The organism is Labrys sp. LIt4, assembly GCF_017813775.1.
GTDB classification, from domain to species: Bacteria; Pseudomonadota; Alphaproteobacteria; order Rhizobiales; family Labraceae; genus Labrys; species Labrys okinawensis_A.
This window is the reverse complement of sequence record NZ_JAGIPY010000020.1, coordinates 76,867-101,174: the sequence shown is the minus strand read 5'-3', so window position 1 is coordinate 101,174 and position 24,308 is coordinate 76,867. Positions and strand designations below refer to the sequence as shown.

The following is a 24,308-nucleotide window of genomic DNA, read 5'->3' as shown; positions in this document are numbered from 1 at the left end:
AGCTGGTTCGGCCACCAGTCACGGTTCGAGCGAACCTCAAAACCGGGACGCGCTCCATGCGCTACCGGGCACTTGCCGATATTTGGGGCTTCGTTTCCATCCATGATCGTCTCCGTACCTGTCATCGTTCGAATTGAAATGAGTCCGCGCAAGGCCAAACCCGACCTGCCCGGACGAGACGGCCGCCTCGTCCGGGTTGTCGATCCGAAAGGTCCTTGCGCATTCCGGCCGGATGGCCGTGCGCTCAGGCGCGGCCGAGTTTTTCGGCGCCGCCTCCGAGGGCCGGGCCGGCGGTTGGATCCTCGTCCTCGGCGAGATCGCCCACCAGGGTCTCCGTGGTGAGGATCAGCTTGGCGACCGAGGCGGCATTGGTCAGCGCGGTGCAGGTGACGCGAACGGGATCGATGATACCGGCCTCGTACATGTTCTGATATTCGCCGAGCGCGGCATTGTAGCCGAAGCCGCCATTGACGCTCGACACCTTCGCCACCACCGCCTCGGGATCGCCGCCGGCATTGGCGACGATGCGCCAGAGCGGGCGCGTCAGCACCGATTTCACCAGGCGGACGCCCGCCGCGACATCTCCTTCGAGACCGGCAAGCAGGGGGTCGAGCACCGGCCCGATCTGGGCCAGGGCGGAGCCGCCGCCGGCGACCACCCCTTCGTCGAGCGCGGCCCGCACGGCCGAGAGGGAATCCTCGATCAATTGGATGGTGCGCTTCTGCTCCACCGGCGTGACCCCGCCGGCATAGAGCACCGCCGTTCCGCCGGAAAGCTTGGCGAGGCGTTCGCGCAACTTGTCCTGCTCGATATTGGGCGGTGCGTTCTCGAACTGATGCTGGACCTGGGTGCGGCGCGCTGCAATCGCCGCCTTGTCGCCGCCGCCATGGATGATCGCCGTATGGGTGGCGCTCGTGCGCACCCGTTCCGCGCTGCCGAGATCCGCCGCCTCGATCTGTTCGAGCTGGCCGCCAAGGTCACGGGCGACGACGCGCCCGCCGGTGATGATGGCCAAATCCTCCAGCAGCGCCTTGCGCCAATGGCCGTATTCCGGCGGATGCACGATCAGATATTTGCCGGCGCCGCTGCGCCCGAGCAGCGTTACGACCACCTCGGGCGAAACTTCCTCGGCCACGATCAGCAGCGGCCTGCCGGCCTTGTCGGCGATCGCCCTGACCGCATCGAGCGAGGCCGGGTCCTTGATCTTGAGGTCCGTCAGCAGGATCAGAGGGCGCTCCAGCACCGCCTGCATCTTCTCCACGTCGGTGACCATGTGATGGGAGATATAGCCGCGGTCGAAGGACATGCCCTCGACGACATCGAGCGTGGTTTCGGTGGTGATGCTGAAATCGGTGGTGATGATGCCGTCGGCACCCACCTTCTCGAAGGCTTCGGCCACGAGGCCGCCGAGGCGGGGATCGGTGGCCGCGATGTTGGCGACGGCCGCCAGGGCGCCGTTCTCGCGGGCTGGTCGCGCGCTCCTTTTCAGGGACGACACCACGGCATCGACGGCGAGGTCGATGCCCTTTACGAGGTCGACGGCCTTGGCGCCTTGCTCATTGGCCTCGACGCCTTTCTGGACCAGGGCATTGGCGAGCACAATGGCGGTGGTGGTGCCGTCGCCGGCGATCTCGTTGGTCTGCATCGAGACTTCGCGCACCACCTGCGCGCCCATATTCTCGAAACGATCGTGCAGTTCGATCTCCGAGGCGATGGAAACGCCATCGCGCGTCACCATCGGCGTGCCGATCGGCCGGTCGATCATGGCATTCATGCCCTTGGGACCGAGTGTCGGCTCGATGGCTGCCGCGAGCTGGTGAACGCCGCGGGCAAGGGCGCGGCGGGCGTGCGAATTGTGAAGCATCAATTTGGGCATGGCTCCTCCTTCCGCCCTCGCGGGCGGTTGTTGTCGGCCTCGCGCGGCGAGGCGTCGATTCAGCTGTTGACGGCGGGGACGTTCCCGGCGGCAGGCGGCACGCGGTCGAGGATGAAGTCGACCAGTGTCGGCTCGCCGTCCGCGAAGTCGGCCTGCTTGTATCGGGTCTGCTTGAGCCCACGGCACAAGGCGCCGTTGAACTCCATGTTGATCCGCAAGCTGCGCAGGTCTCGCAAATAGGAGGCCAGCGAGGCGGCGGTGAGGGGCGCGCCTTCCCAGGTCAGGAAAACGCCATCTCCTCGGCCGATATGAGGATGACGTTCGAGCAGGGCCTGGCGGTAGCGAGGCTTCTTAGCCACCGCGTCCGGTCCCACCAGCTGCGCGGCATCGAAGGCCGCAAGGTCCATGGCGAGGACAGCGTCGTCACCAAGGCCGGCCTTCCGCAATCCCAGCAGCACGGCTTCCTGACGCCGTTTATAGGCCTTGGCACGAAAGGTCTCGCGCAAGGCCGTGAGATCGAGATCCCCCGTCATCTCTCCGAAGATCTGGCCGAAGCTCTTGCCCGCCGCGATGCCGCGATTGACCTCGTCGGCGAACATGTGGTCCTGCAGCTGGATGCGGTAGGCGGGTTTCCAGGACAGTGCTTCGAGCGCCTCGCGCACGCCATCGAGCATCAGGAAGGCGAAGTTGGGCGAGCACCAATAGGTGGGCAGCCTGAATTCGATTTCCACGCCGGCATCGTCCAGGATCTCGGCGCGCTCGACGAAGCCCATATTGGTGACAGGCTCGTCGAGTTCGGGATCGTTGACCTCGGACAGCCGCCGCCGGAGTTCGGCCTGACGGCGGCCGCGGAGCGAAGCGCTCATCATGCCGCTCACTCCGCCGCGATCGACAGCGGCGCCTTGGCCAGGGCCGCTTTCTTGGCCGCGATGTCGATGTCGTAGAGCCGTGCCGCATTGAGGCCCAGGATCCTCTCCTTGATCTCGGGGGTGAGATCGACCCCGCGTTCGCGCTTGATGTCCTCGGGCAGCTCGAAGGCCCAGAATTTCTCCACCAGCCAGCGCGGGGTCCAGATCGCATAGTCGGAGCCGAACAGGATCTTGTCCGGGCCGAGCCAGAACAGCAGTTCGGCGATAACCTCGGCGAAATAGCGCGGGCGCGAATGGATGAAGGGCAGGGCGACGGCAAGGCCGCCATAGACATTGGTCTCCTGCACGGCGATCCAGCAGAAATCGTCCAGGCGGGGCAGGCCGCAATGCTCGACGATCCAGTTCAGGTTCTGGAAGTCGGTGGCCGCGTCGTCGACGTCGCCCACGTTGAAGGCGTCCTTGCTGAGCGGGATGATCGTCGGACCCTTATGGACATGGATGTTGCGGATGCCGAGCTTCTCACACAACTCGAAGCAGCGATAGGCGTTGGGGTCGGTCAGCTTCCAGCCCCTGGAATCCCCGTGCCACTCGGCCGTGTACATCTTCACGCCCGTGATGTCGTAGGTCTCCTTCATGAAATGGATGTATTCGAGCGCCGCCTCGCCGTCGCGCGGGTCGAAGGAGCCGTTGACGATGAAGCGCTCGGGATAGCGCTTGGCCATCTCGGCATTGCGTTCGAGGGTGTTGAAGCCCTGCTTGTAGAAATCCTTCAGATAGGTCGACTGCACGATGGCGACATCATCCGGCCCATCGACGAACAGGTCGCGATAGAGATCGTCGGCACTGTATTTCTCGAACTTGTCCTTCGGCCACAGCTGCTCCTTGGGGCTGAGCGCGGTGTGATAGGCATAGAAGCATTCCACGAACTGCTTGCCGTGGATGTTGCGCTGGTTCTCCGGGCTGCCGTCCCAGAAATGGGTGTGACCGTCCACGACGAAAATTTCCTTGCCTTCGGGCGTGATATACATGGCTTCCTCCATCGATCAGCTTTGCTAGGCTTTTGATTGAATGGGTATTCTTGCGAACGGGCTCACGGTTTGGTCATGTCGCGGCTGCCGGATCGGGCGGCGCGAAGCGGGCAGTCGGCGCACCCGCAGCAGGCCCGATGGTCAGCGCCGGTCTGCGGGCTCGAACCGTTCCGTGTTCCGGTCTTCGCCCCGGCATGGCCTGGGCTCGGTTCAGGCGCCCGCCAGTCGTTTGGCGCGCGCAGGATTCCCGTGGCAGGAGATGGGCATGATGCGTCCAGCACTGTTTGTCCTTCCTTCCTCGGTATGACGGCTGTTCGTTTCCGGCCGGTCCGCCTGTGGGAGGCTTGGTCGTAGGGGCAGGCGATACGCCGCTGCGCATCGCCCAAGACTTGCCGTCGTGCTCAGATGTATTCGAAGACCTCGTCCATATTGCCGAACAGGATCACCGTGTTGTCGTCGATCCTGACCATGCGGCCGTAATGGGTGGAGGTGTTGACTTCGAAGATCTCGGCCGTCATCTCGCGGCCGAGATACTCGCTGATCTCGTCCATCTTGAAGATGAGCTTGCCGTCGCCGTCGATGCGGATCAGCGCGGGCTGGTAGGTGACGATCACTCCCTCCTTCTTGCCCATGAATTCCGCGATGGCGCGTGCCTCCACCGAGTCGTTCATGGTGACCCCGCACTGGTGCGAGATGGTCTGCTCGAAGGTGATGTCCTTCATCGACTTGAAGATATTGGCGTGCGAGGAATCGCGTGCTGCCGTGGACATGGTCGTTTCTCCCTTTGGATGGTTGCCGGCCGGTCAGTCGTCGAGGCCGAGTTCGCGCAGGATCTGGCCGATCCGCTCCTGCGAGACGGCACGGACATCCTCGAACGAGACAGGCTTGGAATGCGGCATCGACCAGATCGGCTGCAGCCCCAGTGCCGCTTTGTCGGCGAGGGCGCGGTGCTTCTTCAGCCAAGCCTTGAACAGCTGGCGGTTGCCTGCAGCGTGTTTTTCGTCATGGGCGAGCAGGTAGATCAGGTCGATGGTATTGGCGAGATTGCGCTCATAGTCGGCTTCGGCGGCCGAGATCACCGGCGGGGTGATGAAGTCGTGATTGGCGGCCGCCACCTGCATCAGGAAGCCCGAGCGGAAGAGTTCGCCGACCAGGGGCTCGAAGACGATGTTGATGGCAAAATACTGCTCCAGATAGTCGGTCGCGCCCATGATGGTCTCGACGGCTTCGCGGGTGCCCTGCCAGATGCCGTCTTCCAGCCAGGTCTTCTTGCCGAGTTCGTCGTTCCAACCGGGAATATCCATGCCGATCTCGGCCAGATAGAGCGTGATGTCTTGAGCCAGGCGGAGCTTGTAGGAAGAGTTGGTCAGCGTGGCGTTGTTGATCATCTGGGTGTAGCCGTAGCGCTGGGCCTGCATCAGCGATGTGCCAAGCCCGAATTCGGCGTGTTTCCAGGCCCCCAGATGGTGCTGCAGGATGCTGATCCAGACCTTGTCGAAGCTCCTGGGCGCGCCGGACTTGCGGCCATTGGCAATCACGCTCTGCACCATGGTCTCGATCTTGGACTGGCGCTGGTAGTGGGTGCGCTCCCATTCCTGGTCAGGGGCGCGGAAGGCATGCCAGTTCGAGCTCTGGGCCAGCGTGTTGCCCTTGACATAGGCGCCGTTGCCGTCGGCGAAATTGATGATCCAGTTCTGGATCAGGTAGCGCTCGGGATCGGGCTGCACATCGACGGTGACGTCCTCGTAATGCGTGGCGCGCTGTCCCCTCGGATCGAAATAGCGGTATTTGCGGCTGTCGGAATCGGCGAAGATCGCCGCGCCGGCTGCGCCGGATCCAACCGAACTCGAAATGGCAGGCATGGTATTCACTCCCTGGTTGTGGTGCGTTTCGACGATCCGCTCGAGATAGGGGCGGTCTTTAGTGGCCGGGCGAGGTGGCGCCCGACGAAGTGGTGAATCTGTCGAAGAAGACGTGCTCGCTTTCGAAGCCGTTCATGAAGAGAACGGGCTGCAGGGCGTCGATCATCGGGGGCGGACCGCAGGCATAGACGTCGCCCTGTCCGTCGATGGCGAGTTCCTTCAGCGTGGCGCCCACGCTTTCATGCACGAAGCCGCGTTCGCCCTGCCAGTCGCCGTCTTCCCCGGCATGCGAGAGAACGGGGATGAAGCGCACCTCCGGATGGCGCTCCACCAGGGCCGAGATCCGGTCGAGGTGGAACAGGTCCTCGCGCGTGCGGGCGCCATAGAAGAAATAGACCGGCCGCTGTTCGCCGCTGGCCAGATGGTCGTTGAGGATCGACCAGACCGGCGACATGCCCGATCCGGCGCCGACCAGGATCAGGGGTCCTTCGCGTTCTTCCCGCCGGAAGCAGGTTCCGAAGGGTCCGACGATGGAGACCTCGGCTCCGACCTGGATTCCGCCGGCGTCGAGCTCGCCGGAGAATTTCCCTTCGGGGTATTTCTTGATGATGAAGGACAGGGTCTGGGTTTGGTCCGGCGTATTTGCCATGGAGAACGAGCGCGTAAGCGTCTCCCCCTTTTGCGTGGTGACCGTGATGTCGACATATTGGCCGGCCCAGAATTTCATCGGCGAATTGAGGCTGATCTCGATGCCACGGATGTCGTGGGTCAGCCGCTCGATGCGTGTGATGCGGCCCTGATAGGTTTTCACCGCGATCGATTTCGCCAGCACCTCCTCGTCATAGTTGAGGAGCTCCACCTCCATGTCGGAATAGGCGATCGTCCGGCACAGCAGGACGTGGCCGCTGTCCTTCTCCATGTCGTTGAGCGCGAAGGTCGAATATTTGAGCATGTCGACTTCGCCATCCAGCAGGACGCATTTACAGGCCGAGCATTGTCCCTCCTTGCAGCCATGCGGCAGCGCTATGCCTTGACGGAAGGCCGCATTCAGCACTGTCTCGCCGTGTTCCACTTCGAATTCGACGCCGACCGGCTCCAGACGCACAGTGTGGGCACCGCTCATCGGTCTTCTCCTCCCAATACTCTCCCGTTCCCCTTCCCGAGCCGGGAAGGGGTCGCCGGGACCGGACGGAAGCCGGGTCGCGGCTTCCGCGGTTTTCGTCCGTCAGTTGAACGGGGTGATGGTGAAGCCGGCGCGATATTCGGCCAGGTGCTTCTCGCGATCGGCCGGGCTCATCTCGCGCAGCAGGGTGAGCGGCGACTGCAGGGTGTGGCCGCGCACGTCGTCGAGCGTCCACATGTCCTTGCTGTCGAAGCGCAGATGCGGCTGGGGCACCAGGGTCTTACCGTCGGAGCGCACGAAGTTGAGGTCCTTGATGGCATCGGCCAGATCCCAGCCGTGATAGAGCGTTTCCCATTCGCGCTTGCCGCTGAAGCGGCCCATCGCCGGGGTCGGGCGGCCCTGATACTCGTCGGAGAAAGCCTCGACGGCGGTCCAGCGGTCGAGTTCATGGGCGAAGGTGTGCAATTGCCCGTCGATCTCGTCCACCACCATGTCCTCGCGGATCAGGCAGGGCACCAGGCAGCTCCAGCAGCGGTGGGGGTAGACGTAGCCGACCTCCTCGTTGAACACGAGAACCTTTTCGCCGCGGTGGCTGAGCTTGTCGTACCACTTCCAGAAATCGCCGAACTGGGCGTACCAGCCGGGATATTTGTGCTCGAACCACTCGAAGTCCTGCTCGCGCTGGGCCTCGATACGCCAGAAGTTCACCGGCCAGCCCACGGCGAAGAATTGCGCCACCTTGTGGACATAGAACTTCTCGGTGATGCGCTTCCAGGCCGTCTGCACGTCGTCGTGGTGGATCTTGATGCCGTATTTTTCCAGCGGCAGCATATAGGTGCGGTAATAGTCCTCGAAGATCCAGCGGTGCCACATCTCCGCATAGGATTCCTTGTTCTTGTCGCGGTTGGTGGTGCCGTATTCGATGAAGGTGCCGATGGCGGCATCGACGATGGCGTGGTTCTGCCAGAAGGCGTAGCGCAGGTCGCGCTCGAGCAGCAGGTGATTTTCCGGTTCCTTGAGAGCGGCCATCAGCAGCGAGTGGCCATTGCCGATATGGCGGCTCTCGTCTGACTGCACCGAAAGGAACACCGTCGGCAGGGCATAGTCGCCATTACGGGCGGCCTCCGAGGGCATGGCGACGAACAGCGTGTTGGTGAAGGCGGTCTCGGCGACCACGGTCAGGTACATGCAGGCCGCAGTCATGGTATCGCCGGTGATGAAGCCTTCACCGAACTGGCGGCCGATCGTGGTGGCGTAGCATTTGCCGAAGGCCTCTTCGGTGATGTCGAAGCCGGCCGGATCGATATAGTTCTCCATGTACCATTTCTTCAGATTCATCTGAATGGTGGAATGGCGGAACTCGTCGACCATCTGCATGGTGAAGCCGGTGCGCAGATCCTCGCCGGGCGCCAGCCTGGCCACCATCGCCATCGAGCGGGCGGCCGAGATTTCCGGGAAGGGGATGATGGCGAGGAAGAGCTTCATCCACTCCACCCAGCGCGGCTCGACATTGCGGAACATGTCGCCGCGCAAGGCGGCGTCCAGCGCGCCATAGACGCGATTGTCCTTTTCCTCCTGCATCGGGAAATAGGAACGCAGCACCTGCTTCATCGGGTCGCGCGGCGCCTTGCTGATCTTGTAGTCCGTCGGGAAGGTCATCGCTTCCTGGACATAGGTCGGGTTCCAGCCGAGATCGGATATCTTCTTGGTCGCCTCGCCGACGGAAATGCCGCGCTGCGAGGTTATCTTGTTGAGCGTCAAAGACGTCATAGCCATGAGCCTCCACCAGATTGCGCCACGAACCCCCATGGTCCGGGCGGGGAGCGGCAGGTATCGCCGCCGATGAGTGCGGGCGGCCGGTCCAGGGGCATGCATGCCTCCAACCGGTCGCTCGAGTGGATCACGGCAAAGGTATCTGGAGTGGTGCTGAAAGCCTGGCTCGCCTGATGCGTGAGCACGCGGCGCCATGGCATTCCGACCTTGGGTTCCCCATTCCTTCGTTCTTTTGGCATCGCGCTGGAACGCGATGGGCTTCTTATGGAGAACGATACAGCAAGGACCGTGCCAACTCGCGACAAGCTCTAAATTGTGCAGCTTCAGGCGCCCTGAAGGAATCGGATGTCCGCATGCTCGCCGGAGGTGTAACAGAATGTTACAGATGTAATTTACAAATGTAACGCTATTTATCTATTTAAATGACAGGCGTATTTATTAATGAAATGGATTGTATATCTTGTAGACAACTTATTTTCACGGAGTATCCTGTCGGCATTAAGACAATCCAGCCATTCGGGATCGTGCCGATGTCTTCTTCCGACAATCCTCGATCGCCCTCGGCTTTCGAGGGGCCCGGCGAGAGCGAGGTCATCACGGATCTGCTTCGGCTGATGCCGCGCGACCTGATCTTCTCCATGCGCTTTCTGGGGGAAAGCCAGTTGCGCCTGCAGCGCCATTTTCACGAATTCATGATTGCCGAGCTGACAGAAGCAGGGGTGACGGAGGAGACCCACCCCCTGCTCCATGCCTTCGTGGAGCGGCATGCCATCACGCTGCGCGACTTCGTCTTCTCGGGGGTTTCCCTTTCGCGGCAGTTTCGGGTGGACGATATCGAACGTCTCACCGGCGATACCACCGGCCTGCTGCGCGTCGACATCTGGGACCAGCTCAGAAGCCATTTAGAGGCGGCGCAACGCCAGTTCAAAGCGCAGCTGCCGGAGCTGCCGAACCTGTTGTCGGGCTGGGAAAGGCCGGAGGCAGCGGAGGAGAAGAAGCGGCAATGACACAGCCAATATCCAGTCAGGACCTGCTGACACGCCGCCTCGGGCTGGTTGCCGGCCTGTCCGCTCTCAACGCGCAAGCGCTGAAGCTTACCCAGGTCATTGCAGGTGTCGACATGGAGGTGCTGCGCCTCGAGCTGGCCCTGAAGCAGGCGCCGGCGGAGGGAGAGTTGGCGCGGGAATTGCAGTGCGATCTCCAGGCGATGCGCGAGAGCGCCGACGTGACCGCCGCCCGGCAGCGTGAATGCGCCGGGCGCATCGAAACAGCCGAGCAGGAAATCGAGGAACTCGACCGCCTGCTCCGGCAGGCCGTTGAGCGTGAGGGGAGGGCACCATGAACCAGCAAAGCAGACAGAACCCGACGCTCTTCGACCTGCTGGGCCGCTGTTGGCAGCGGCCCGCGCCCATTGCGGGCGTGAGCTTCGATCGGCAGGGAAGTTCCGTCGCCTTCGCGGCCCTCGACGGGACGCTCGCTCTTGCTCCCGTGGCGGAAGCCGAGGGACCGGAAAGCCGTATCCGGGTCAGCGGCGACCTCGGACAGATGAGAATCTTGCCGCGCGCCAGGCCGCCGGCGCCCCTGACCGCAGTTTCCGTGCAGGAGGGCCGCGCCCCCCTTGTCGTTGCCTTCCGAGAAAGCGGTTTCCTGGTCGGGACCGATGATGGGACCGTCAGGCGGATTTCGGCACAGGGAGAACGGGGCGAGGATTTCTTTCGTCTTGGCCGCTCCGTCCGGGCGCTCGACCACGCGGCGCAATCGGGAATGACAGCCCTGTCGGATGGCGATGATCTCTGCGTCCTGGACCAGAAGGCAAACCTCGTCGGGCGCTTGCCGGCGGCGCTTCCCGACACCACAGCCCTCAAATTCTCTCCCGATGGCCGATATCTGGCGGGGGTGAGCGGAGAAAGCCTGGTCATCCTGGCGCTGCACGAAGAACTCTCGGTCCAACGGGTGGTAACGCTGCCCTCGCCGGCGGCGGGCCTGCATTGGAATGGGCAAAGCGACCGCATCGCGTGCGGCCTGGAAATTGGCGGCTTGAGCATTGTCGATGTCCCGCGTGGCCGGACTGACACGATCCTCGATTTTCCCGCGCCGGTAAGGGGAGTGGCCTGGGGCGCGGCAGGGCAACTGGTGGCTTCCGGGGCCTATCGTATCGCAGCCTGGGGGACGAGCGGCGATGCCGGCAGCCAGGCCCTGCTGACCGGTCATACCGGCCTGATCCTGGTCGAGGCGGTTGCCTCCCATCCCACGCGCAACCTGGTGGCGGCCGGTTATGCCGATGGCCGCATCGTGGTGGCACGGATCGGCGGGCGCGACGAATTGTTCGTGCGGCCGTTTGGCGGCACGGTCACCGCGCTGGCCTGGTCGGCGGACGGGCGTCATCTGGCCATCGGCGATGCCGATGGCCACGCCGCGCTCGTCACCTTCCCGCCTCAGCTCTTCAAATAGGCCGCAAGGCGTCAATCACAGGAGGACGACATGCCCACTGAGCAGACCCGCGAGGAAGAGAGCAAGGACCGGTTCTTCCAGAAGCTGGAGGATCTCGCCCGTGAGATGATTGACACCCATGACAAGGACTTCGCCATGGGTGCGCTGATCCTGACGGCGCGCTGGATCGCCGAGGAACGGATCGCCAAGATCGCCCAGGCGAGTTGACGGCAGGAGGAGAGGCCGGTGCGGTCCGGCCTCACCCGGCGTGTCAGCCCTCGGGCGGGATCATCCCGCGATAGAGCAGGCACACGGTGCGCAGGAGTGAAGCGAAGTTTGGCGCGACGCCATGGCGTTCGAGTGCTTCCTCATACAGCACCGAAATCAGCCGGGAGGTCGAGAGCCCTTCCCGCAGCGCCATTTCGTCGAGGACCTGCCAGAACGCCTCCTCCAGCCTCACCGTCGTCGAGTGCCCGGCGATACGCATCGATCGGCTCGCCTTGCGAAAGTGGAGCGGGCTCTGACTCGTGAGGACCTTGCACATGGCTCGCCCTTTCGGCCTTGCCGCGCCCCTGCCGTCCCGATCGTCCGGGCGCGGCAATGGGAGGGTCCGGCCCCCGCCGATCGGGGGGAGGCCGGAGCTTTTCTCGTCACGGAATGAGGACGGCGCGACCATGGATCCTGCCGGCGTTGAGATCCTGGAGAGCCTGGTTGGCATCGGCCAGGCGGTATTCCACCGTGGTCAGTTCGACCAGGCCGCGATCGGCCAGGGCCATCAGTTCCACGAGCTCGGCCCAGGTCCCGACCAGGTTGCCGATGATGTTCTTTTCCGTGATGACCATGTCGACGGTGGGGACCCTGATGTCCTCGCCATAGCCCACGACATAGTAGCTGCCGGCAGGTCGGGTCATGGCGAGGCCCTTGGCGGTCGTGCCCTTCTCGCCGACGAAATCGATCACGGCTTCGGCGCCGGCGCCGCCGGTCAGCGCAAGCACGGCTTCCACCTCGTTGCCGTCGGCCTTCACCAGCTTGTCCGCCCCGATTTTGCCGGCCAGGGCCAGGGAGGCGTCGGACTTGTCGACGACGATGACGTCGGCGGCGCACATGGCCTTGAGGCATTGGACGCCGATATGGCCGAGGCCGCCGGCGCCGATCACCACGCAGCTCTCCCCCGGCAGCAGATGGCGCGTCGCCTTCTTGGCGGCGCGATAGGCGGTCAGGCCCGCATCGGCATAGGGTGCCACTTCCTTGGGTGCGAGCGTCTTGGGGAGCGGGACGATGTTGCGCTCGGAGGTGCACAGGAATTCCGCATAGCCGCCGTTGCAGTCGAGCCCCGGAAAACGCCCCGGGCCGTGCATGTCCATGCCGCGGCGGCAGGCCAGGCAGGTCCCGCCCGAGATCTTGGGGTGCACGATCACGGGATCGCCGACCTTGATGCCCTCGACTTCCTTGCCGACCGCTTCGACCCAGCCGGCATTCTCATGCCCCATGATCAGCGGCAGCAACCGGTCGCCAGTGGGATCCATATGCGGGCGCCAGACGCCCTCGATGATGTGGAGATCGGTGCGGCAAACCCCGGCTCCGCCGATCCGCACGATGACGTCGCTCGACTTCTCGATCCTGGGATCGGCAACCTCCTGGAGGTCGACCCATTGGCCGGCCGTCAGGTCGTCGTCGTAGCGGGTGAGTACTTGCGCCTTCATTGTGATTTCCTCCGCGAGCCCGGTCTTGTCCGCGCTTCGCCGGAATGGCAGCAATCTCCGTGCCACAGTGAATACATTATATATTTCAAATATTTGAGGGTGTTTCATCAAGCTGGCAGTGTTGGCGGGCTGAACAGTTGCGCGGGCGGTGTGTCCAATCCGCGTACAGCGCTCGCAGGCCTTGGTGCCGCTGGCCAGGTTGCTGAGAGCGGGGAGTAGGTCATGCAGATCCTGTCGGGAATGGACCGGGCGCGAAACGCCCTCGAGCGCGGCGAACGCCTGCCTGGCGGTACCTTGCCGCTGCCGATCGCCGAGAGTTGGCAGCGCTGCCGGGAGCTCGGCCTGGACCCACATCGCCAGCCCCGCGGCGAAGTGGTGCCGTTCGCCACGGTGACACGCCGGCGCCAGAAGATGGAGGGCCTGCGCCGGCTGGCTCTCGCCGAGATGCAGGTGCTCTACGCGCAGATCGCCGGTTCCAATCTGATGATCGCGCTGGCGGATGCGGGTGGCATGGTGCTCGACACCATCAGCGATCAGGCCTTCACGGAAAGCACGGCCGGGCGTGCCATCATTCCCGGCAGCCTGTGGGATGAGGCCCGGCGGGGCACCAATGCCCTCGGGCTGGCCAGTGACGCCAGCCAACCCGTCGGTGTCTTCGGCCGAGAACACTATTTCACGTGCCATGCCCATCTCAGCTGCATGGCGGCGCCCATCCTTGACGCGCATGGCCAGGTTTTGGGATTGCTCGACGCATCCTGCGCCAATGAGGCACGGCAGCAGCACACGCATGCGCTGGTGCGCATGGCCGCCGCGCAGATCGAGAACGGGCTGATCTTCCAGGAATGCGCCGACAATTTCATCCTGGCCTTCCACCCGCGCGCCGAATATCTCGATACGCTGTCGGCGGGGTTGCTGGCGCTCTCACGGGATGGGGTCGTCACGGCGCTGAACCGTCCCGGCTCCGCCTTGCTGTCCGGCCTGCCGGCCGGGGCGGACGCCCGTTTCGACACCCTTTTCGAGATGCCTTTCGCCAGGGCGCTGGATGGTCTTCTCCGGGGAGGCGTCTTCCCGATACGCGATGCCGCGGGCAGCCAGGTCCTGATGGTTTGCCGCCAGATCGCGCCCGGGCTTGCCGTGCGCAACCTGCACCAGGAGCCGCAGGCAAGGCCGCATGACAAGGGGGGATCCGCGCCGAGGTTCGTCTGCGCGGACGCGGCGGTGAAGGCCGCGATGGCCGATATCGGGCAGGCCGTCGCCATGGGCATGCCCATCCATCTCACCGGAGAGACGGGCACCGGCAAGGAACTGATGGCGCGCCATATTCATGAAGTGAGCGGCCGGCGCGGGGAATTCGTCGCCGTCAATTGCGGCGCGCTGGCCGAACAGCTTTTCGTCGCCGAAATCTTCGGCCATGAGCAGGGCGCCTTCACCAATGCCCGTGCGGAAGGATCCATCGGCCTGGCGCGACAGGCAGATGGGGGCACCCTGTTCCTCGATGAGATCGCCGATATTCCGCTCTCTGCCCAGACGGCCTTGCTGCGTTTTCTCGACGCCCGGGAAGTGCGGCCGGTAGGCGGGCTGAAGATCCACAAGGTCGACGTCCAGATCGTATCCGCCACCAACCGAAACCTGGAGGCGATGGTGGCGGAGCGGGCTTTCCGGGCCGATCTGCTCTACCGGCTCAACGGTCTCGTCCTGCATCTGCCGCCTTTGTCGGCCCGCAGCGACTTTGCGCTCGTGGTCAAACACCTGTTGCAGGAGCTGGCCCCGGGCGTGGCGATCACGGATGCCGCCATTGCCAGCCTGGCTCAGCGCGAATGGCCAGGTAATATCCGCGAACTTCGCAGCCTGCTCCAGCGCCTTCTCCTGCGTCGACAGGGAGCGTTCATCGACGAGACCTGCCTCGTCGAGGGCGCGGGGGATTCTGGCGATACCTGCCCAGCATGCCGGGACCGTGGCCTGGCCAGCCGGATCTGCCGCGAGATCCGGGCAACATATCGTGTCCATCGTAGCGTCACGCATACGGCACGAGCGCTCGGATTGTCTCGGACCACGGTATACAAGCATTTGTGCGGCGAGCCGCTCAATTAGAGCTGCGCTGCTTGAGTTTGCGTTCCGGTTCGGCAGTTCGGTTTTTGGAGCTTCGTGCTGCCGCCGGAACCCTTGCTAACCAGGACTAGATTCAACAAACAACATTGGTGTTGGAAAAGCGTCTGGTTGTTCTGATCAAGGCCAGCAATACAGCATCGTTGCTTCTTTCGATTCGGCAGCTGCAGCAGACGGTGCCGTCCTGGATCTTCGGCTGGCTGAGCGTCACGTCAATGCTTTCTCCCGGGTCGATATTGCCGCAATAGTCTATCCTGCGATCCTGCAGCAGGCTGCTCCTCGCGAGGTCGGGAGTCAGGGCCCATTCTGTCCTGTCGGCGAAGGTTTGGAAGCTGGTAAAATAAAGGAAACCGGCCCCGTTGAAATCCTGACTTGGGCAGGGCGTGAACTTCAAACGACCGTAACTTGCACCCGTATCACTGCAAGAGACAGGCGAGGCGCGGACCGGCCGTATCGCCGGATCGAACGGCGGAAGATCGGCAACCTCGATGCGGGCAATCGAATGGTTGGAGGATCCGGATCTGCGGTGCACGAAGACGGAGGTCAGCGTCACCGAGCCGATGATCTCGCCCCCGATCGCGAGTTCGTGGCGGCTGAGTGTCTGCGTGCGCGAGATCCGCGACAGCGCGCTGCGGATATGCAGGACGTCGTTCTCCCGAGCCCTTTCGAAGGCCGCCTCGCAGACTTCCACCGAACGGAAGGCGGCGTAGACCGGCGCGCCGGCCGCGTCCCTGAAGTCGGGTACCGACCGGCCGGCCATCTGCGCCAGCATCAGCCAGTGCCTGTGCCCCAGTTCCTTGAGCAGCCAGGTCTCCGACAGGCCATTCAGGGCCAAGTGCGGCATGCCGAGGAGCACCGGGCCAAGGCCGGCCTGTGCCTTTTGTGGTTCGCGTGCGAGCGACCGGTCGATCAGAAATGGAACATTCATCGTGACGCGCCTTCAGACGGCCATTCTGACGGGTGGGCGGCGTCTGCCGGTGATCTGCCGGTCCGCAAGATGATCGACGACAAAGCCGGCGTCGCGGCCGACGCTCAGGAAACGCCCCGATCCCCAGGTCCAGAGCCAGGGCATGCCGACCACATAGAGGCCATCTTCATTCGTCACGCCGCGCCGGTGGGCGGGATAGCCGGTCTCGTCGAGGAAGGGTAAGTCGACCCAGGACCAGTCGGAACGAAAGCCGGTGCTCCACACGATGCTGGTGATGCCGGCGGCAGCGAGGTCGAGGCTGTGGACCGCTGCGCCCGGTTGCCAGACGGGGCTGTAATGCACCCCTTCCGGAGCGGAAATGCCCTTGTCGGCGATGTGCCGGTCGATCAGGCCGCAGATGCCGTTGTACACCGCGTCGGCGGCGTCGAGATTGCGGGCGAGATCGTCGCCGAATTCGAGATGACCGTTCTCGATGCCGGTCAGCCGGCCATGCAGCACCATCCCCTCGCTTGCAAAGCGGCGCAGGTCGATATCGCGGCCGCCGCCCCGCCCGGTGAGATAGTGGTTGGCGTTTCGGCGGACCTTCTCTCCAAGCGGATGCTCCTCCACCGTGATTTCGTACTGGCCGAGATCGTCGAGCCATTCCACCGCATCGCGCCCGCGATAGAAACGCGGGCAGCGGGGAGCGCTGCCGACGACGAGGTGCACGGGGCGGTCCGCCAGGTGCAAGTCCTCCGCGATCTGACAGCCGGACTGACCCGAGCCGACGACCAGCACTTTGCCGGGCGGCAGCTGCGCGGGATTCTTGTAGGCGGAGGAATGAATCTGGACGATGCCCTCGGGAACGTTCGCGGCCATCGCGGGGATATTCGGTACATGATAGGCGCTGACCGCGAGGATGACGGCGTCGGCGGTCACGCCGCCTTCACTCGTCTCGACAAGGAAGCCTTCCTCCCCTCGGGCGATGCGCGTGACCGCGATGCCTTCCCGGATCGGCGCGTCGATGCTGCGGGCGAAGGCCTCGACATAGGCGACGATCTCGTCGCGAGGCATGAAGCCTCGCGGTTCGGGGCCGGTATACGGAAAATCCGGAAGCAGGCATTGCCAGTTGGGGGTAACCAGACAGAAGGCATCCCATCGCTGGCTGCGCCAGGTATGGGCGATGCGGTTCTTCTCGAAGACGACATGGTCGATGCCGTGCCGCTTGAGATGGTAGCTCGCGGACAGGCCGGCCTGTCCGCCGCCGACTACGACGACGTTGTGGTGAGTGGGAAGAGGGGCACGCATGGGCAGCTCCTTCATTCGATAAAGGCGATACAGGTGACGGTGGAGGCGGGGCTGTCGGCGAAACGGCGGGCGCTGACCTCGATGGCGTGCAACTGCCCGAGCGCCCGCGAGCAGGGCACGCCGTATCTGGCTTCCACGCGGTCGCTGGCGATGTTGAGGGCAATGCGGCTGCGTTCGAGAAAGTCGGCGAGCGAATAGCAGCCGCCCGGTGCGAAATAGTCCTTGATGACGAGGGAGGGGGAGTAGCAACTCTCTTCCCCGCCATCGGGCCAGCGTATGACAAAGCGCATCTCAGGCATGCTGGCGGGCTCCGAGGGTTCGATAGACCGGCAGGTGGGCGCGTGCGGTATCGGCCCAATTGTGCCGCGCGGCGACCACCGGGCCGCGCTTGGCCAGCCTTTCGCGCTGAGGAGAACGGATGGCCGCGATCATCGCGTCCGCGATCGAGCCCGTCGACATCGGATCGCACCAGACCACGTCGCCATCCGTCAGGTAATCGGTGAATGGCGGGATGTGCGAGGCGATCACCGGGATCCCGCACGCCATGGCCTCGATGACGGCAAGGCCGAAGCCCTCCTTGAGCGAGGGAAAAGCCAGGGCGGAGGAGATCCTGTAGAGAGCGGCCATCTCCGCCTGGGGTATTGGTCCCGTCAGGACCACGGATCCGGGCAGCATGCGGGACTGGTCGAGAGCCAGCCTGAATTCGGCCTGGTAGGCGGCGTGGTCGAGAACCGAAGCGCCGCCCGCCAGCACGAGTTGGGAATCCGGCAAAATGGTCTGCACCTGGCTGAACGCCTGCAGGATGCGGAGCGTGTTCTTGCGTTCCTCCACCCCGCCGACGCTCAGGAAGACGGGCCCTCGTCCCAGGCCGAGACGCCGCGCCAGCCCCGATTCCGTGCCATCCTTCTCCGGCTGGAAGAAGGTGGTGTCGACACCATTCCCCACCATGGTCGCGGCGATTCCCATGTCGCGGTCGAGCTTCCGGCGCCAGTGCTCGCTGACGGCAAAATGGCGGTCCGCGCCATGGATGGAGCGGGCCTGCAGCGCCGCGACGCGGGGATCCTCGAAACTGTCGACGTGGTGCACGGTGCGGGCGAAGGAGGCGATCAGGCGTTCCCTGCGCAGTGTCGCCAGGGCGTTGCCCGAAATGCCGTCATGGGCGTGGAACACATCGAAGCGCCGGCGGGCATGGTCGCTGAAATAGCGCAGGTAATCGGCAATGCGCGTTTCCACCATTCCGAAAATATCTCCCTCGAAGGGAGAGGCGGGGACACAGGCGGTCTCACAGCGCGCCTTCCGGAAGAAGCCCGCCGCTTTCGCGTCCGGCGCATGCACGACCGCATCATGACCGAGTGCCGTCAGGGCTTCTCCCAGGGCCAGTGCGTGCACGACTCCTCCACGCGGATTGGTCGAGTGGGTCAGGATCGCTATGCGGAGCGGGCCGGTGATGTTCATGCCGCCGCCTCCTGCCGTGACAGGCCGAGCAGCGGCTGGGCCGCGTGGTTGCGGATGACTTCGCGGCGCCCCTTCAGCGAGATAGCGACTTCGCGGGAGGCGTTGAAGGAACCGACCGCAGCCGCGGCGATGTCGCGCTCGGCGAAGCGTTCGACGACGGCCTGCGCATCCGCCGGCGTGGCGACGATCAGATAGCCGAAGCTCGGAAAGGTGGTGAGCCAGCGCTCCATCGGCACATCGGGCGGCAAGGGAACGGCGCCGAGATCGATGTCGATGCCCACGCCCGAACATTCGGCCAGCATGATCGTCGTGCCCACGATGCCGCCCTGGCTGATGTCCTTCGCAGCATGAGCAAGACCGGCTTCGGCGAGGGCCGGCAGGATTTCAAGGTCGGCCCGCAACCGGGCGGGCGGCGCGTCCGTCGCCGCCTCCCAGTTGGAGAAGGGCTCACGATAGCGTCCCCTCAGATCGATGGCGGCAATGAGAATGTCGCCCGGCCGGGCGTCGAAGCTCGTCAGGAGCTTGTCGGCGCAGCCGAGTATGGCGACGGAGAGCTGGCCGCGATCCGTCCTCACATTGGTATGCCCGCCGACGATCGGCACACCATAGGCCCGGGCCGCCGCCCTCAGACCAGCAAGGACCGGAGCCGCGCCCTCCTCGCCATCGGCCCACACGGCATCGACCACGGCGACGGGGCGCCCCCCCATGGCAGCCACGTCGGAGACGTTGACCATCACCCCGCACCAGCCGGCGAACCAGGGATCGCGCGCGACGAACTCGTTCATGAAGCCCTCGATGGCGAAGAGGAGATGGCCGTCATCTGCCGCGATGACGGCACAATCGTCTCCGACGGGGACGGGCATGTCGGGAGAGAGGCCGAGGCTGGCCGCCACCGCGGCGATGTCCTGCTTGCCATTGATCCCCCGGTTGTTGCGGAGGGATGCGGCAAGGCTGGTGAGATCGATCGTCATCGCAATTTCCTCAGGCAGCCTTGCGCGCGAGGGCGCGGAAACCCTGTTCGGCATTTTCGAAGGGGTGATAATGGTCGAGATCGGCCGTCATCAGGTGGTGCCGCCGACCGAGAAGTTCGATCTCCTCGATGCTGCGCCAGTGCAGCCGGCGGAAAAGCAGCACGTTCTGCTCCTGTACCCGGGCGAGGAAACGCCGGCACCCTCTCGCATGGGCCGAGCAGACCGCGAGGCGGATGAGGGAAGCACCGAGCGCGCCGACCTTGCGATAGTCGGCGGCAACGGCAAGGCGCGAACCCCACCAGACGCCATCCGTTTCCTCGTGGATGCGGACCGTGCCGACGACCCGGTCGGCTGCGACGGCCAGCATGGAGAGCGCCACGATGGGGATGGCATATGCGTCGACGGCGTCGGCGTCATCCTCCTGGAACAGGCCCTGTTCCTCGCAGAACACGGCCCGCCGCAGCGCCCTGGCCCCCGCCCGTTCCCACGGCTGCGTGGCGAACTTGACCTGGAATTCACAGGCGAGGAAGGGCTTGAATGGTTCGAGGATCATGTCGCCATTCCCCTCTCATAGGCCGAAAGCGCCGAGCAGGCCCCGCAGCGACCGCATCCGGCCTTGATGTCGGCGGCCTTCAGGCCGGCCTTCACGAGCATCGCCGAGAGGGGGGCGAGGATGGCGTGCATGAAACCGGGCGTCGGGGTGGGGTGGCTTTCGAGCGGTGTGCCGGAAATCGGCACGAAGGGCACCACGAATGGGTAGACGCCGATCGCCACCAGCTTCTCGCAGGTCGAGAGGATAGCCTCCGGCGTGTCGCCGAGCCCCGCCAGGATGTAGGTCGAAACCTGACCACGGCCGAAGACCGGAACGGCGGCGGCGAAGGACGACATGTATTTCTCGACCGGTACCTGCGCCTTGCCCGGCATGATGCGCCCGCGGATTTCGGGGGTGACCGCTTCCAGGTGCATGCCGAGCGCGTCGACGCCCGCTTCGCGCAGGCGGTCAAACCAGGCGTCGTCCTCCGGCGGTTCGCATTGGGCCTGTATCGCCAGGTCGACGGCCGCCTTGATGGCTCTGGCGCTGTCGGCGAGGACGGCGGCGCCGCGATCCTCGCCGCGCGGAGTGCCCGTCGTCATCACCATGTGTCTGACGCCGTCGAGCTCGACGGCGGCCTTCGCCACTTCCGCCAGCTGGGCCGGCGTCTTGTGCGCGATGGTGCGGCCGGCTGCGAGGGACTGGCCGATGGCGCAGAACTGGCAGGTCTTGCTGCGGCTCTGGTAGCGGATGCAGGTCTGCAGCACGGTCGTGGCCAGCACGTCGCGGCCGTGGAGCACCGCGATCTTGGAGTAGGGGATGCCGTCGGCCGTGGTCAGGTCGTAAAAGCGCGGCCGCAGCGGGAAGGTGACTTCGCCGACCGGCCGCCCCTCCCGGCTGATGCGGCTTCGGCCGAGGGAATCGGGCTTCTCGACCAGATAAGGGCTTTCGAAGGCCGGCGCGGTATGGACGGGCACCATCACCGTCATGCCGTCGATGGTCATCGCCTTGTGGTCGGATGGTCCGGCGCCACCCCTGCGGCTCTCATGCCCGGCCTTCGGGTCAACCAGCCGCGCTCCGAAGGATTGCAACTCGTTGATCAGCTGCGTCGCCGGCAGGGTTGCTGTGTTGTCCATCGGACAGGCTCCTTGGATCGGTTTGTTCGGCAAGGGGATGGGTGAATTCGAGGGGACTTGCGGCACGGCCGTCGAGCGCCAGATGCAGCAGTTCGGGGCGGGCATAGTGACCGACCGAGTCCATCATGCGCTTGCGCTTGAGGATCAGGCTCATGTCGAGATCGGCCAGGAGAATGCCCTCGCCCTCGGTGAGGGGCGGTACGATATGCCGGCCTTCGGGCGAGATGATCGCCGTCATGCAGCCGCCGCGCAGGCCGCGCTGCAGTCCCTCGTCCGGCGTGATCGAGGCGATCTGAGCCTCCGTCAGCCAGCCCGTGGCATTGACGACGAAGCAGCCGCTTTCGAGCGCGTGGTGGCGGATGGTGACTTCGATCTGCTCGGTGAAGATCGGTCCCACCAGCGAACCGGGGAACTGCGCGATATGGATTTCCTCGTGCTGGGCCATCAGCGTGTAGCGGGCGAGAGGATTGTAGTGTTCCCAGCAGGCGAGGGCGCCGATGCGCCCGGCGGCAGTGTCGACCACCGCCAGGCCCGATCCATCGCCCTGACCCCAGATCATGCGCTCGTGGAATGTCGGCGTGATCTTGCGTCGCTTGAGGCGCAGCGTGCCGTCGGCATCGAAGACCAGTTGAGCGTTGTAGAGCGAGCCGTGATCGCGCTCGTTGATGCCGAGAACCACCACGAGGCCGTGCTGCCGGGCAGAGGCCGCCACGGCCTCGGTAGCCGGGCTGGGAACGGAGACGGCATGTTCGTAGAGGCGCAGATGCTCCTTGCCGCTCAGCACTGGGGGCAGCACGAAGGAGAAATAGGGATACCACGGCACGAAAGTCTCGGGAAACACCACGAGCTCCGCGCCCTTGCCGGCCGCCTCCGCGATGGCATCGAGTACCTTCGCGAGAGTGCCTTCTCGCGAGGTGAGGTCAGGCGCGATCTGCACGGCGGCAGCCCGGACCGATGTCTTTGCGCTCATTGCGAATCCTCCGCTCCATGGGTCGGGCGGCGGGGCCGGACCCCGCCGATGCGGGCCTCAGACGGTCCAGGTGTCGAGAATGAAGGCGTTGTCCTTGCGGTGAAGCAGGATGAGGTCGAGCACATCAAGGGGGCTGATCGGCTGGATGCCGGGGATGAGGGAGGGCTCGCCATGGCCGTAGAGCGCCTGCAGGGCAAAGCGGCAGGCATAGACCTTGCCGCCCTCCGCCAGGAACTTCTCGATCTGGTTGTTGAAATTGAGATGGCCAGGAAAAGCCTCGTCCCCCAGCTTGGGAAAGCCGCGTTGGACACCCAGCGTCACGCCGGGACCGTAGAGGAGGACCGAGGTCTCGAAGCCCTTGCGCTTGAGGCGCGTGGCCTGCAGCAGGTTGACGAAGCCGATGGACCCTTCGAAGGCGACGGTATGGAAGGTCACGAGGGCCTTCTCTCCCGGCTCGGCTTTGACGTCGTCGAAAAGCTTCTGCTCGTAGTCGACGAAATAGTCGCCCTTCTGATGCGCGGGCTTGGTGACGGCTGGCATGCTGAACCTCCTCTATGGGCAGGACACGCCGCTCGGCGTGTCGCATCCATTAAAGCAATCATCATGCCAACGTTAAAGCAGTCAATTTATCGTCAAAAAAGCCAATTATACATTCAATACTGCAGTCAATTTATGACTGACGCGAGCAAAAGTATCAAAATCCATGCGTATTCTGCGTTCGAATTGCCTCTAAATCCAACATCACTCTGTCCTGCTAAGATGCAGTCAATTTTCTTTAAAATGATGGATGACAGGTGTGCTAGCTATCAATATACAGTCAATCTGTGAGGCGGCTGGAGGCCATCATGAAAGACTGGCGACCTGATCTGGCCCGAAACGATGGCCCTCTTTATCTCGCCATCGCCGACGCCATCGCGCAGGACATTGCACAGGGCGTCCTCGCGGTGGGCGCACGCCTCCCGCCGCAGCGCAAGCTCGCCGCTATGCTGGGTGTCGACTTCACGACGGTGGCGCGGGGCTATGTCGAGGCCGGCAAGCGCGGCCTGATCGAGTCGGTCGTGGGGCGTGGGAGCTTCGTGCGCAGCAACGCCACTCTGCGGGAAGACGGCGACCCGCGGCGCCAGCAGCTTGCGGACTTCTCGATGAACATGCCGCCCGAACCTGACGATCCCGAACTGGTCGCCCGCATGCAGGACGGCTTCGTCAGCGTAGCCCGGGATCTGTTGCCGTTGCTGCGGTATCAGGGCTTCGGAGGGGCGCCGATGGACAAGGATGCCGCGTCCGCCTGGCTCGGCCGTCGTGCGCTGGTGCCTGCCCAAGAGCGGATCTTCGTCACGCCCGGCGCACATCCCGCCCTTGTCGGGATCTTCAGCCTGCTCGCGAGAACGGGCGAGACGGTGCTGTCCGAGGCGATCACCTATCCTGGCGTGCGCTCCATCACCGCACAGCTTGGCCTCAACCTCGTCGGCCTCGAAACCGATGGAGACGGCATCCTGCCCGAGGCCCTCGAGGAGGCAGTGCAGCGTCATCGCCCGAAGGCGCTCTATCTCAATCCGACACTGCAGAATCCCACCACAGTCACCATTCCCGAAAGGCGGCGTTCCGAGATCTGCGCGGTGGCGCGCCGGCATCGGCTGCCAATCGTCGAAGATGACGCCTATGGTTTCATTCCAACGCATGGGCCGCCGCCCTTGGCGGCGATAGCACCCGATATCTGCTGGCACATAGCGGGCCTGGCCAAATGCATCGGTGCAGGTCTGCGCCTTGCTTACGTGGTGGCGCCCGATGCGCGCGCAGGCTGGTCGTTCAGTGCGGCGCTGCGAGCCCTCTCGGTCATGGCTTCGCCGGTGACGGTCGCCGTGGCCACGCGCTGGATCGAGGACGGCACCGCCGACACCATCCTGCGCTTCATCCGCGCGGAAGCCGCCGCCCGCGAGAAGCTGGCATCACAATTCTTCGAACCGGGCACCTATCTGTCCGATCCCCTGAGCTTCAACATTTGGCTGCCGCTCGGCAATGGCTGGACGCGATCGGCCTTTGCCAGCTATGTCCGCCGCACGGGTATCGGCGTGGTGGTAAGCGATGTCTTCACCGTCGCAGGCGAGCCGAGCGAGATCGTGCGCGTTGGTCTGGGCGGACCGATAAGCCGCGAGCGGCTGCGTGCTGGATTGGAGTTCATGGCTCATGCGCTCGAGGGATCGCCGCAAACTGCCGCCGCGTTCTTCTAACATGGCATTGCAGCAGGCTCTATGCGCTGTC

Annotated in this window: 24 protein-coding genes; 6 read left to right on the top strand and 18 right to left on the bottom strand. The window is 64.3% G+C overall.

Annotated elements, in window-relative coordinates:
- Positions 1-244 precede the first annotated feature (244 nt).
- The 7 genes from J8I29_RS26195 to J8I29_RS26165 form a co-directional block, all read right to left on the bottom strand.
- Complete coding sequence (locus J8I29_RS26195) at positions 245-1,876, bottom strand: molecular chaperone GroEL (protein WP_209433900.1); 1,632 nt, start codon at positions 1,874-1,876, stop codon at positions 245-247.
- A 59-nt stretch (positions 1,877-1,935) separates the two neighbouring features.
- Positions 1,936-2,742 (bottom strand): iron-sulfur cluster assembly protein, encoded by an 807-nt coding sequence (locus J8I29_RS26190; protein WP_209433899.1) that lies wholly within the window; start codon positions 2,740-2,742, stop codon positions 1,936-1,938.
- 8 nt (positions 2,743-2,750) lie between these two features.
- On the bottom strand, positions 2,751-3,773 hold the full coding sequence (locus tag J8I29_RS26185; protein WP_105865657.1) for an amidohydrolase family protein: 1,023 nt from the start codon (positions 3,771-3,773) through the stop codon (positions 2,751-2,753).
- A 401-nt stretch (positions 3,774-4,174) separates the two neighbouring features.
- Complete coding sequence (locus tag J8I29_RS26180; protein WP_068297706.1) at positions 4,175-4,543, bottom strand: MmoB/DmpM family protein; 369 nt, start codon at positions 4,541-4,543, stop codon at positions 4,175-4,177.
- Between the two features lie 33 nt (positions 4,544-4,576).
- Positions 4,577-5,635 (bottom strand): aromatic/alkene monooxygenase hydroxylase subunit beta, encoded by a 1,059-nt coding sequence (locus J8I29_RS26175; protein WP_105865569.1) that lies wholly within the window; start codon positions 5,633-5,635, stop codon positions 4,577-4,579.
- Positions 5,636-5,693: 58 nt separating this feature from the next.
- Positions 5,694-6,758 (bottom strand): 2Fe-2S iron-sulfur cluster binding domain-containing protein, encoded by a 1,065-nt coding sequence (locus tag J8I29_RS26170; protein WP_105865570.1) that lies wholly within the window; start codon positions 6,756-6,758, stop codon positions 5,694-5,696.
- Positions 6,759-6,860: 102 nt separating this feature from the next.
- Entirely contained in the window at positions 6,861-8,528 is a 1,668-nt protein-coding gene (locus J8I29_RS26165; RefSeq protein ID WP_105865571.1) for an aromatic/alkene/methane monooxygenase hydroxylase/oxygenase subunit alpha, read from the bottom strand.
- A gap of 617 nt (positions 8,529-9,145) precedes the next feature.
- On the opposite strand from J8I29_RS26165, the gene J8I29_RS26160 reads away from it, so the two are divergent.
- The 4 genes from J8I29_RS26160 to J8I29_RS26145 are packed head-to-tail and all read left to right on the top strand — an operon-like array spanning position 9,146 to position 11,189.
- Positions 9,146-9,538 (top strand): hypothetical protein, encoded by a 393-nt coding sequence (locus J8I29_RS26160; RefSeq protein ID WP_146127049.1) that lies wholly within the window; start codon positions 9,146-9,148, stop codon positions 9,536-9,538.
- Entirely contained in the window at positions 9,535-9,873 is a 339-nt protein-coding gene (locus J8I29_RS26155) for a hypothetical protein (protein ID WP_209433897.1), read from the top strand. Before J8I29_RS26160 ends, J8I29_RS26155 begins: the two co-directional genes overlap by 4 nt.
- Positions 9,870-10,982 (top strand): hypothetical protein, encoded by a 1,113-nt coding sequence (locus J8I29_RS26150; RefSeq protein ID WP_209433896.1) that lies wholly within the window; start codon positions 9,870-9,872, stop codon positions 10,980-10,982. The genes J8I29_RS26155 and J8I29_RS26150 overlap by 4 nt, the downstream gene beginning before the upstream one ends.
- Positions 10,983-11,012: 30 nt before the next feature.
- Positions 11,013-11,189, top strand: a complete 177-nt coding sequence (locus tag J8I29_RS26145) for a hypothetical protein (RefSeq protein WP_181161379.1) — start codon at positions 11,013-11,015, stop codon at positions 11,187-11,189.
- A gap of 43 nt (positions 11,190-11,232) precedes the next feature.
- On the opposite strand, the gene J8I29_RS26140 is transcribed toward J8I29_RS26145, so the two are convergent.
- Both J8I29_RS26140 and J8I29_RS26135 read right to left on the bottom strand, forming a co-directional pair.
- Complete coding sequence (locus J8I29_RS26140) at positions 11,233-11,448, bottom strand: ribbon-helix-helix domain-containing protein (protein ID WP_348536174.1); 216 nt, start codon at positions 11,446-11,448, stop codon at positions 11,233-11,235.
- A 163-nt stretch (positions 11,449-11,611) separates the two neighbouring features.
- Entirely contained in the window at positions 11,612-12,664 is a 1,053-nt protein-coding gene (locus tag J8I29_RS26135) for an NAD(P)-dependent alcohol dehydrogenase (RefSeq protein WP_209433894.1), read from the bottom strand.
- A gap of 222 nt (positions 12,665-12,886) precedes the next feature.
- Between J8I29_RS26135 and J8I29_RS26130 the strand changes: the two genes are divergently transcribed.
- Positions 12,887-14,755 carry a sigma 54-interacting transcriptional regulator gene (locus tag J8I29_RS26130; protein WP_209433893.1) on the top strand — a complete coding sequence of 623 codons (1,869 nt, stop codon included), beginning with the start codon at positions 12,887-12,889 and terminating at the stop codon, positions 14,753-14,755.
- A gap of 91 nt (positions 14,756-14,846) precedes the next feature.
- Here the strand turns inward: J8I29_RS26130 and J8I29_RS26125 are convergent, their stop codons facing one another.
- The 9 genes from J8I29_RS26125 to J8I29_RS26085 are packed head-to-tail and all read right to left on the bottom strand — an operon-like array spanning position 14,847 to position 22,589.
- Positions 14,847-15,698, bottom strand: a complete 852-nt coding sequence (locus tag J8I29_RS26125; protein ID WP_209433892.1) for a Pnap_2097 family protein — start codon at positions 15,696-15,698, stop codon at positions 14,847-14,849.
- A 12-nt stretch (positions 15,699-15,710) separates the two neighbouring features.
- Positions 15,711-16,985, bottom strand: a complete 1,275-nt coding sequence (locus J8I29_RS26120; RefSeq protein ID WP_209433891.1) for an MSMEG_0569 family flavin-dependent oxidoreductase — start codon at positions 16,983-16,985, stop codon at positions 15,711-15,713.
- Between the two features lie 11 nt (positions 16,986-16,996).
- A complete protein-coding gene (locus J8I29_RS26115; protein ID WP_105865580.1) occupies positions 16,997-17,284 on the bottom strand; it encodes an MSMEG_0570 family nitrogen starvation response protein in 288 nt (95 codons plus the stop codon).
- On the bottom strand, positions 17,277-18,440 hold the full coding sequence (locus tag J8I29_RS26110; RefSeq protein ID WP_209433890.1) for an MSMEG_0565 family glycosyltransferase: 1,164 nt from the start codon (positions 18,438-18,440) through the stop codon (positions 17,277-17,279). Before J8I29_RS26110 ends, J8I29_RS26115 begins: the two co-directional genes overlap by 8 nt.
- The gene (locus J8I29_RS26105; protein ID WP_209433889.1) at positions 18,437-19,411 is read right to left on the bottom strand and encodes a sll0787 family AIR synthase-like protein; all 975 of its coding nucleotides are present in this window, start codon (positions 19,409-19,411) and stop codon (positions 18,437-18,439) included. The genes J8I29_RS26110 and J8I29_RS26105 overlap by 4 nt, the downstream gene beginning before the upstream one ends.
- Positions 19,412-19,421: 10 nt before the next feature.
- Positions 19,422-19,964, bottom strand: coding sequence for an MSMEG_0567/Sll0786 family nitrogen starvation N-acetyltransferase (locus tag J8I29_RS26100; RefSeq protein ID WP_105865583.1), 543 nt, complete (start codon positions 19,962-19,964; stop codon positions 19,422-19,424).
- Complete coding sequence (locus tag J8I29_RS26095) at positions 19,961-21,079, bottom strand: MSMEG_0568 family radical SAM protein (RefSeq protein ID WP_209433888.1); 1,119 nt, start codon at positions 21,077-21,079, stop codon at positions 19,961-19,963. The genes J8I29_RS26100 and J8I29_RS26095 overlap by 4 nt, the downstream gene beginning before the upstream one ends.
- Entirely contained in the window at positions 21,006-22,049 is a 1,044-nt protein-coding gene (locus J8I29_RS26090) for a Nit6803 family nitrilase (protein ID WP_209433887.1), read from the bottom strand. Before J8I29_RS26090 ends, J8I29_RS26095 begins: the two co-directional genes overlap by 74 nt.
- Before the next feature lie 57 nt (positions 22,050-22,106).
- Positions 22,107-22,589: an MSMEG_0572/Sll0783 family nitrogen starvation response protein gene (locus J8I29_RS26085; protein ID WP_105865586.1), complete on the bottom strand. Its 483-nt coding sequence runs from the start codon at positions 22,587-22,589 to the stop codon at positions 22,107-22,109.
- Between the two features lie 305 nt (positions 22,590-22,894).
- Here J8I29_RS26085 and J8I29_RS26080 point away from each other — a divergent pair, with 305 nt between their 5' ends.
- Positions 22,895-24,277, top strand: coding sequence for a PLP-dependent aminotransferase family protein (locus J8I29_RS26080; RefSeq protein ID WP_209433886.1), 1,383 nt, complete (start codon positions 22,895-22,897; stop codon positions 24,275-24,277).
- The last annotated feature ends 31 nt before the right edge of the window (positions 24,278-24,308 follow it).

What these genes read in the sequence shown, in the direction of transcription:
- J8I29_RS26195 (WP_209433900.1), bottom strand. Translation starts at nt 1,876, where the DNA reads ATGCCCAAATTGATGCTTCACAATTCGCACGCCCGCCGCGCCCTTGCC.
- J8I29_RS26190 (WP_209433899.1), bottom strand. Translation starts at nt 2,742, where the DNA reads ATGAGCGCTTCGCTCCGCGGCCGCCGTCAGGCCGAACTCCGGCGGCGG.
- J8I29_RS26185 (WP_105865657.1), bottom strand. Translation starts at nt 3,773, where the DNA reads ATGTATATCACGCCCGAAGGCAAGGAAATTTTCGTCGTGGACGGTCAC.
- J8I29_RS26180 (WP_068297706.1), bottom strand. Translation starts at nt 4,543, where the DNA reads ATGTCCACGGCAGCACGCGATTCCTCGCACGCCAATATCTTCAAGTCG.
- J8I29_RS26175 (WP_105865569.1), bottom strand. Translation starts at nt 5,635, where the DNA reads ATGCCTGCCATTTCGAGTTCGGTTGGATCCGGCGCAGCCGGCGCGGCG.
- J8I29_RS26170 (WP_105865570.1), bottom strand. Translation starts at nt 6,758, where the DNA reads ATGAGCGGTGCCCACACTGTGCGTCTGGAGCCGGTCGGCGTCGAATTC.
- J8I29_RS26165 (WP_105865571.1), bottom strand. Translation starts at nt 8,528, where the DNA reads ATGACGTCTTTGACGCTCAACAAGATAACCTCGCAGCGCGGCATTTCC.
- J8I29_RS26160 (WP_146127049.1), top strand. Translation starts at nt 9,146, where the DNA reads ATGCCGCGCGACCTGATCTTCTCCATGCGCTTTCTGGGGGAAAGCCAG.
- J8I29_RS26155 (WP_209433897.1), top strand. Translation starts at nt 9,535, where the DNA reads ATGACACAGCCAATATCCAGTCAGGACCTGCTGACACGCCGCCTCGGG.
- J8I29_RS26150 (WP_209433896.1), top strand. Translation starts at nt 9,870, where the DNA reads ATGAACCAGCAAAGCAGACAGAACCCGACGCTCTTCGACCTGCTGGGC.
- J8I29_RS26145 (WP_181161379.1), top strand. Translation starts at nt 11,013, where the DNA reads ATGCCCACTGAGCAGACCCGCGAGGAAGAGAGCAAGGACCGGTTCTTC.
- J8I29_RS26140 (WP_348536174.1), bottom strand. Translation starts at nt 11,448, where the DNA reads ATGCGTATCGCCGGGCACTCGACGACGGTGAGGCTGGAGGAGGCGTTC.
- J8I29_RS26135 (WP_209433894.1), bottom strand. Translation starts at nt 12,664, where the DNA reads ATGAAGGCGCAAGTACTCACCCGCTACGACGACGACCTGACGGCCGGC.
- J8I29_RS26130 (WP_209433893.1), top strand. Translation starts at nt 12,887, where the DNA reads ATGCAGATCCTGTCGGGAATGGACCGGGCGCGAAACGCCCTCGAGCGC.
- J8I29_RS26125 (WP_209433892.1), bottom strand. Translation starts at nt 15,698, where the DNA reads ATGAATGTTCCATTTCTGATCGACCGGTCGCTCGCACGCGAACCACAA.
- J8I29_RS26120 (WP_209433891.1), bottom strand. Translation starts at nt 16,985, where the DNA reads ATGCGTGCCCCTCTTCCCACTCACCACAACGTCGTCGTAGTCGGCGGC.
- J8I29_RS26115 (WP_105865580.1), bottom strand. Translation starts at nt 17,284, where the DNA reads ATGCCTGAGATGCGCTTTGTCATACGCTGGCCCGATGGCGGGGAAGAG.
- J8I29_RS26110 (WP_209433890.1), bottom strand. Translation starts at nt 18,440, where the DNA reads ATGAACATCACCGGCCCGCTCCGCATAGCGATCCTGACCCACTCGACC.
- J8I29_RS26105 (WP_209433889.1), bottom strand. Translation starts at nt 19,411, where the DNA reads ATGACGATCGATCTCACCAGCCTTGCCGCATCCCTCCGCAACAACCGG.
- J8I29_RS26100 (WP_105865583.1), bottom strand. Translation starts at nt 19,964, where the DNA reads ATGATCCTCGAACCATTCAAGCCCTTCCTCGCCTGTGAATTCCAGGTC.
- J8I29_RS26095 (WP_209433888.1), bottom strand. Translation starts at nt 21,079, where the DNA reads ATGGACAACACAGCAACCCTGCCGGCGACGCAGCTGATCAACGAGTTG.
- J8I29_RS26090 (WP_209433887.1), bottom strand. Translation starts at nt 22,049, where the DNA reads ATGAGCGCAAAGACATCGGTCCGGGCTGCCGCCGTGCAGATCGCGCCT.
- J8I29_RS26085 (WP_105865586.1), bottom strand. Translation starts at nt 22,589, where the DNA reads ATGCCAGCCGTCACCAAGCCCGCGCATCAGAAGGGCGACTATTTCGTC.
- J8I29_RS26080 (WP_209433886.1), top strand. Translation starts at nt 22,895, where the DNA reads ATGAAAGACTGGCGACCTGATCTGGCCCGAAACGATGGCCCTCTTTAT.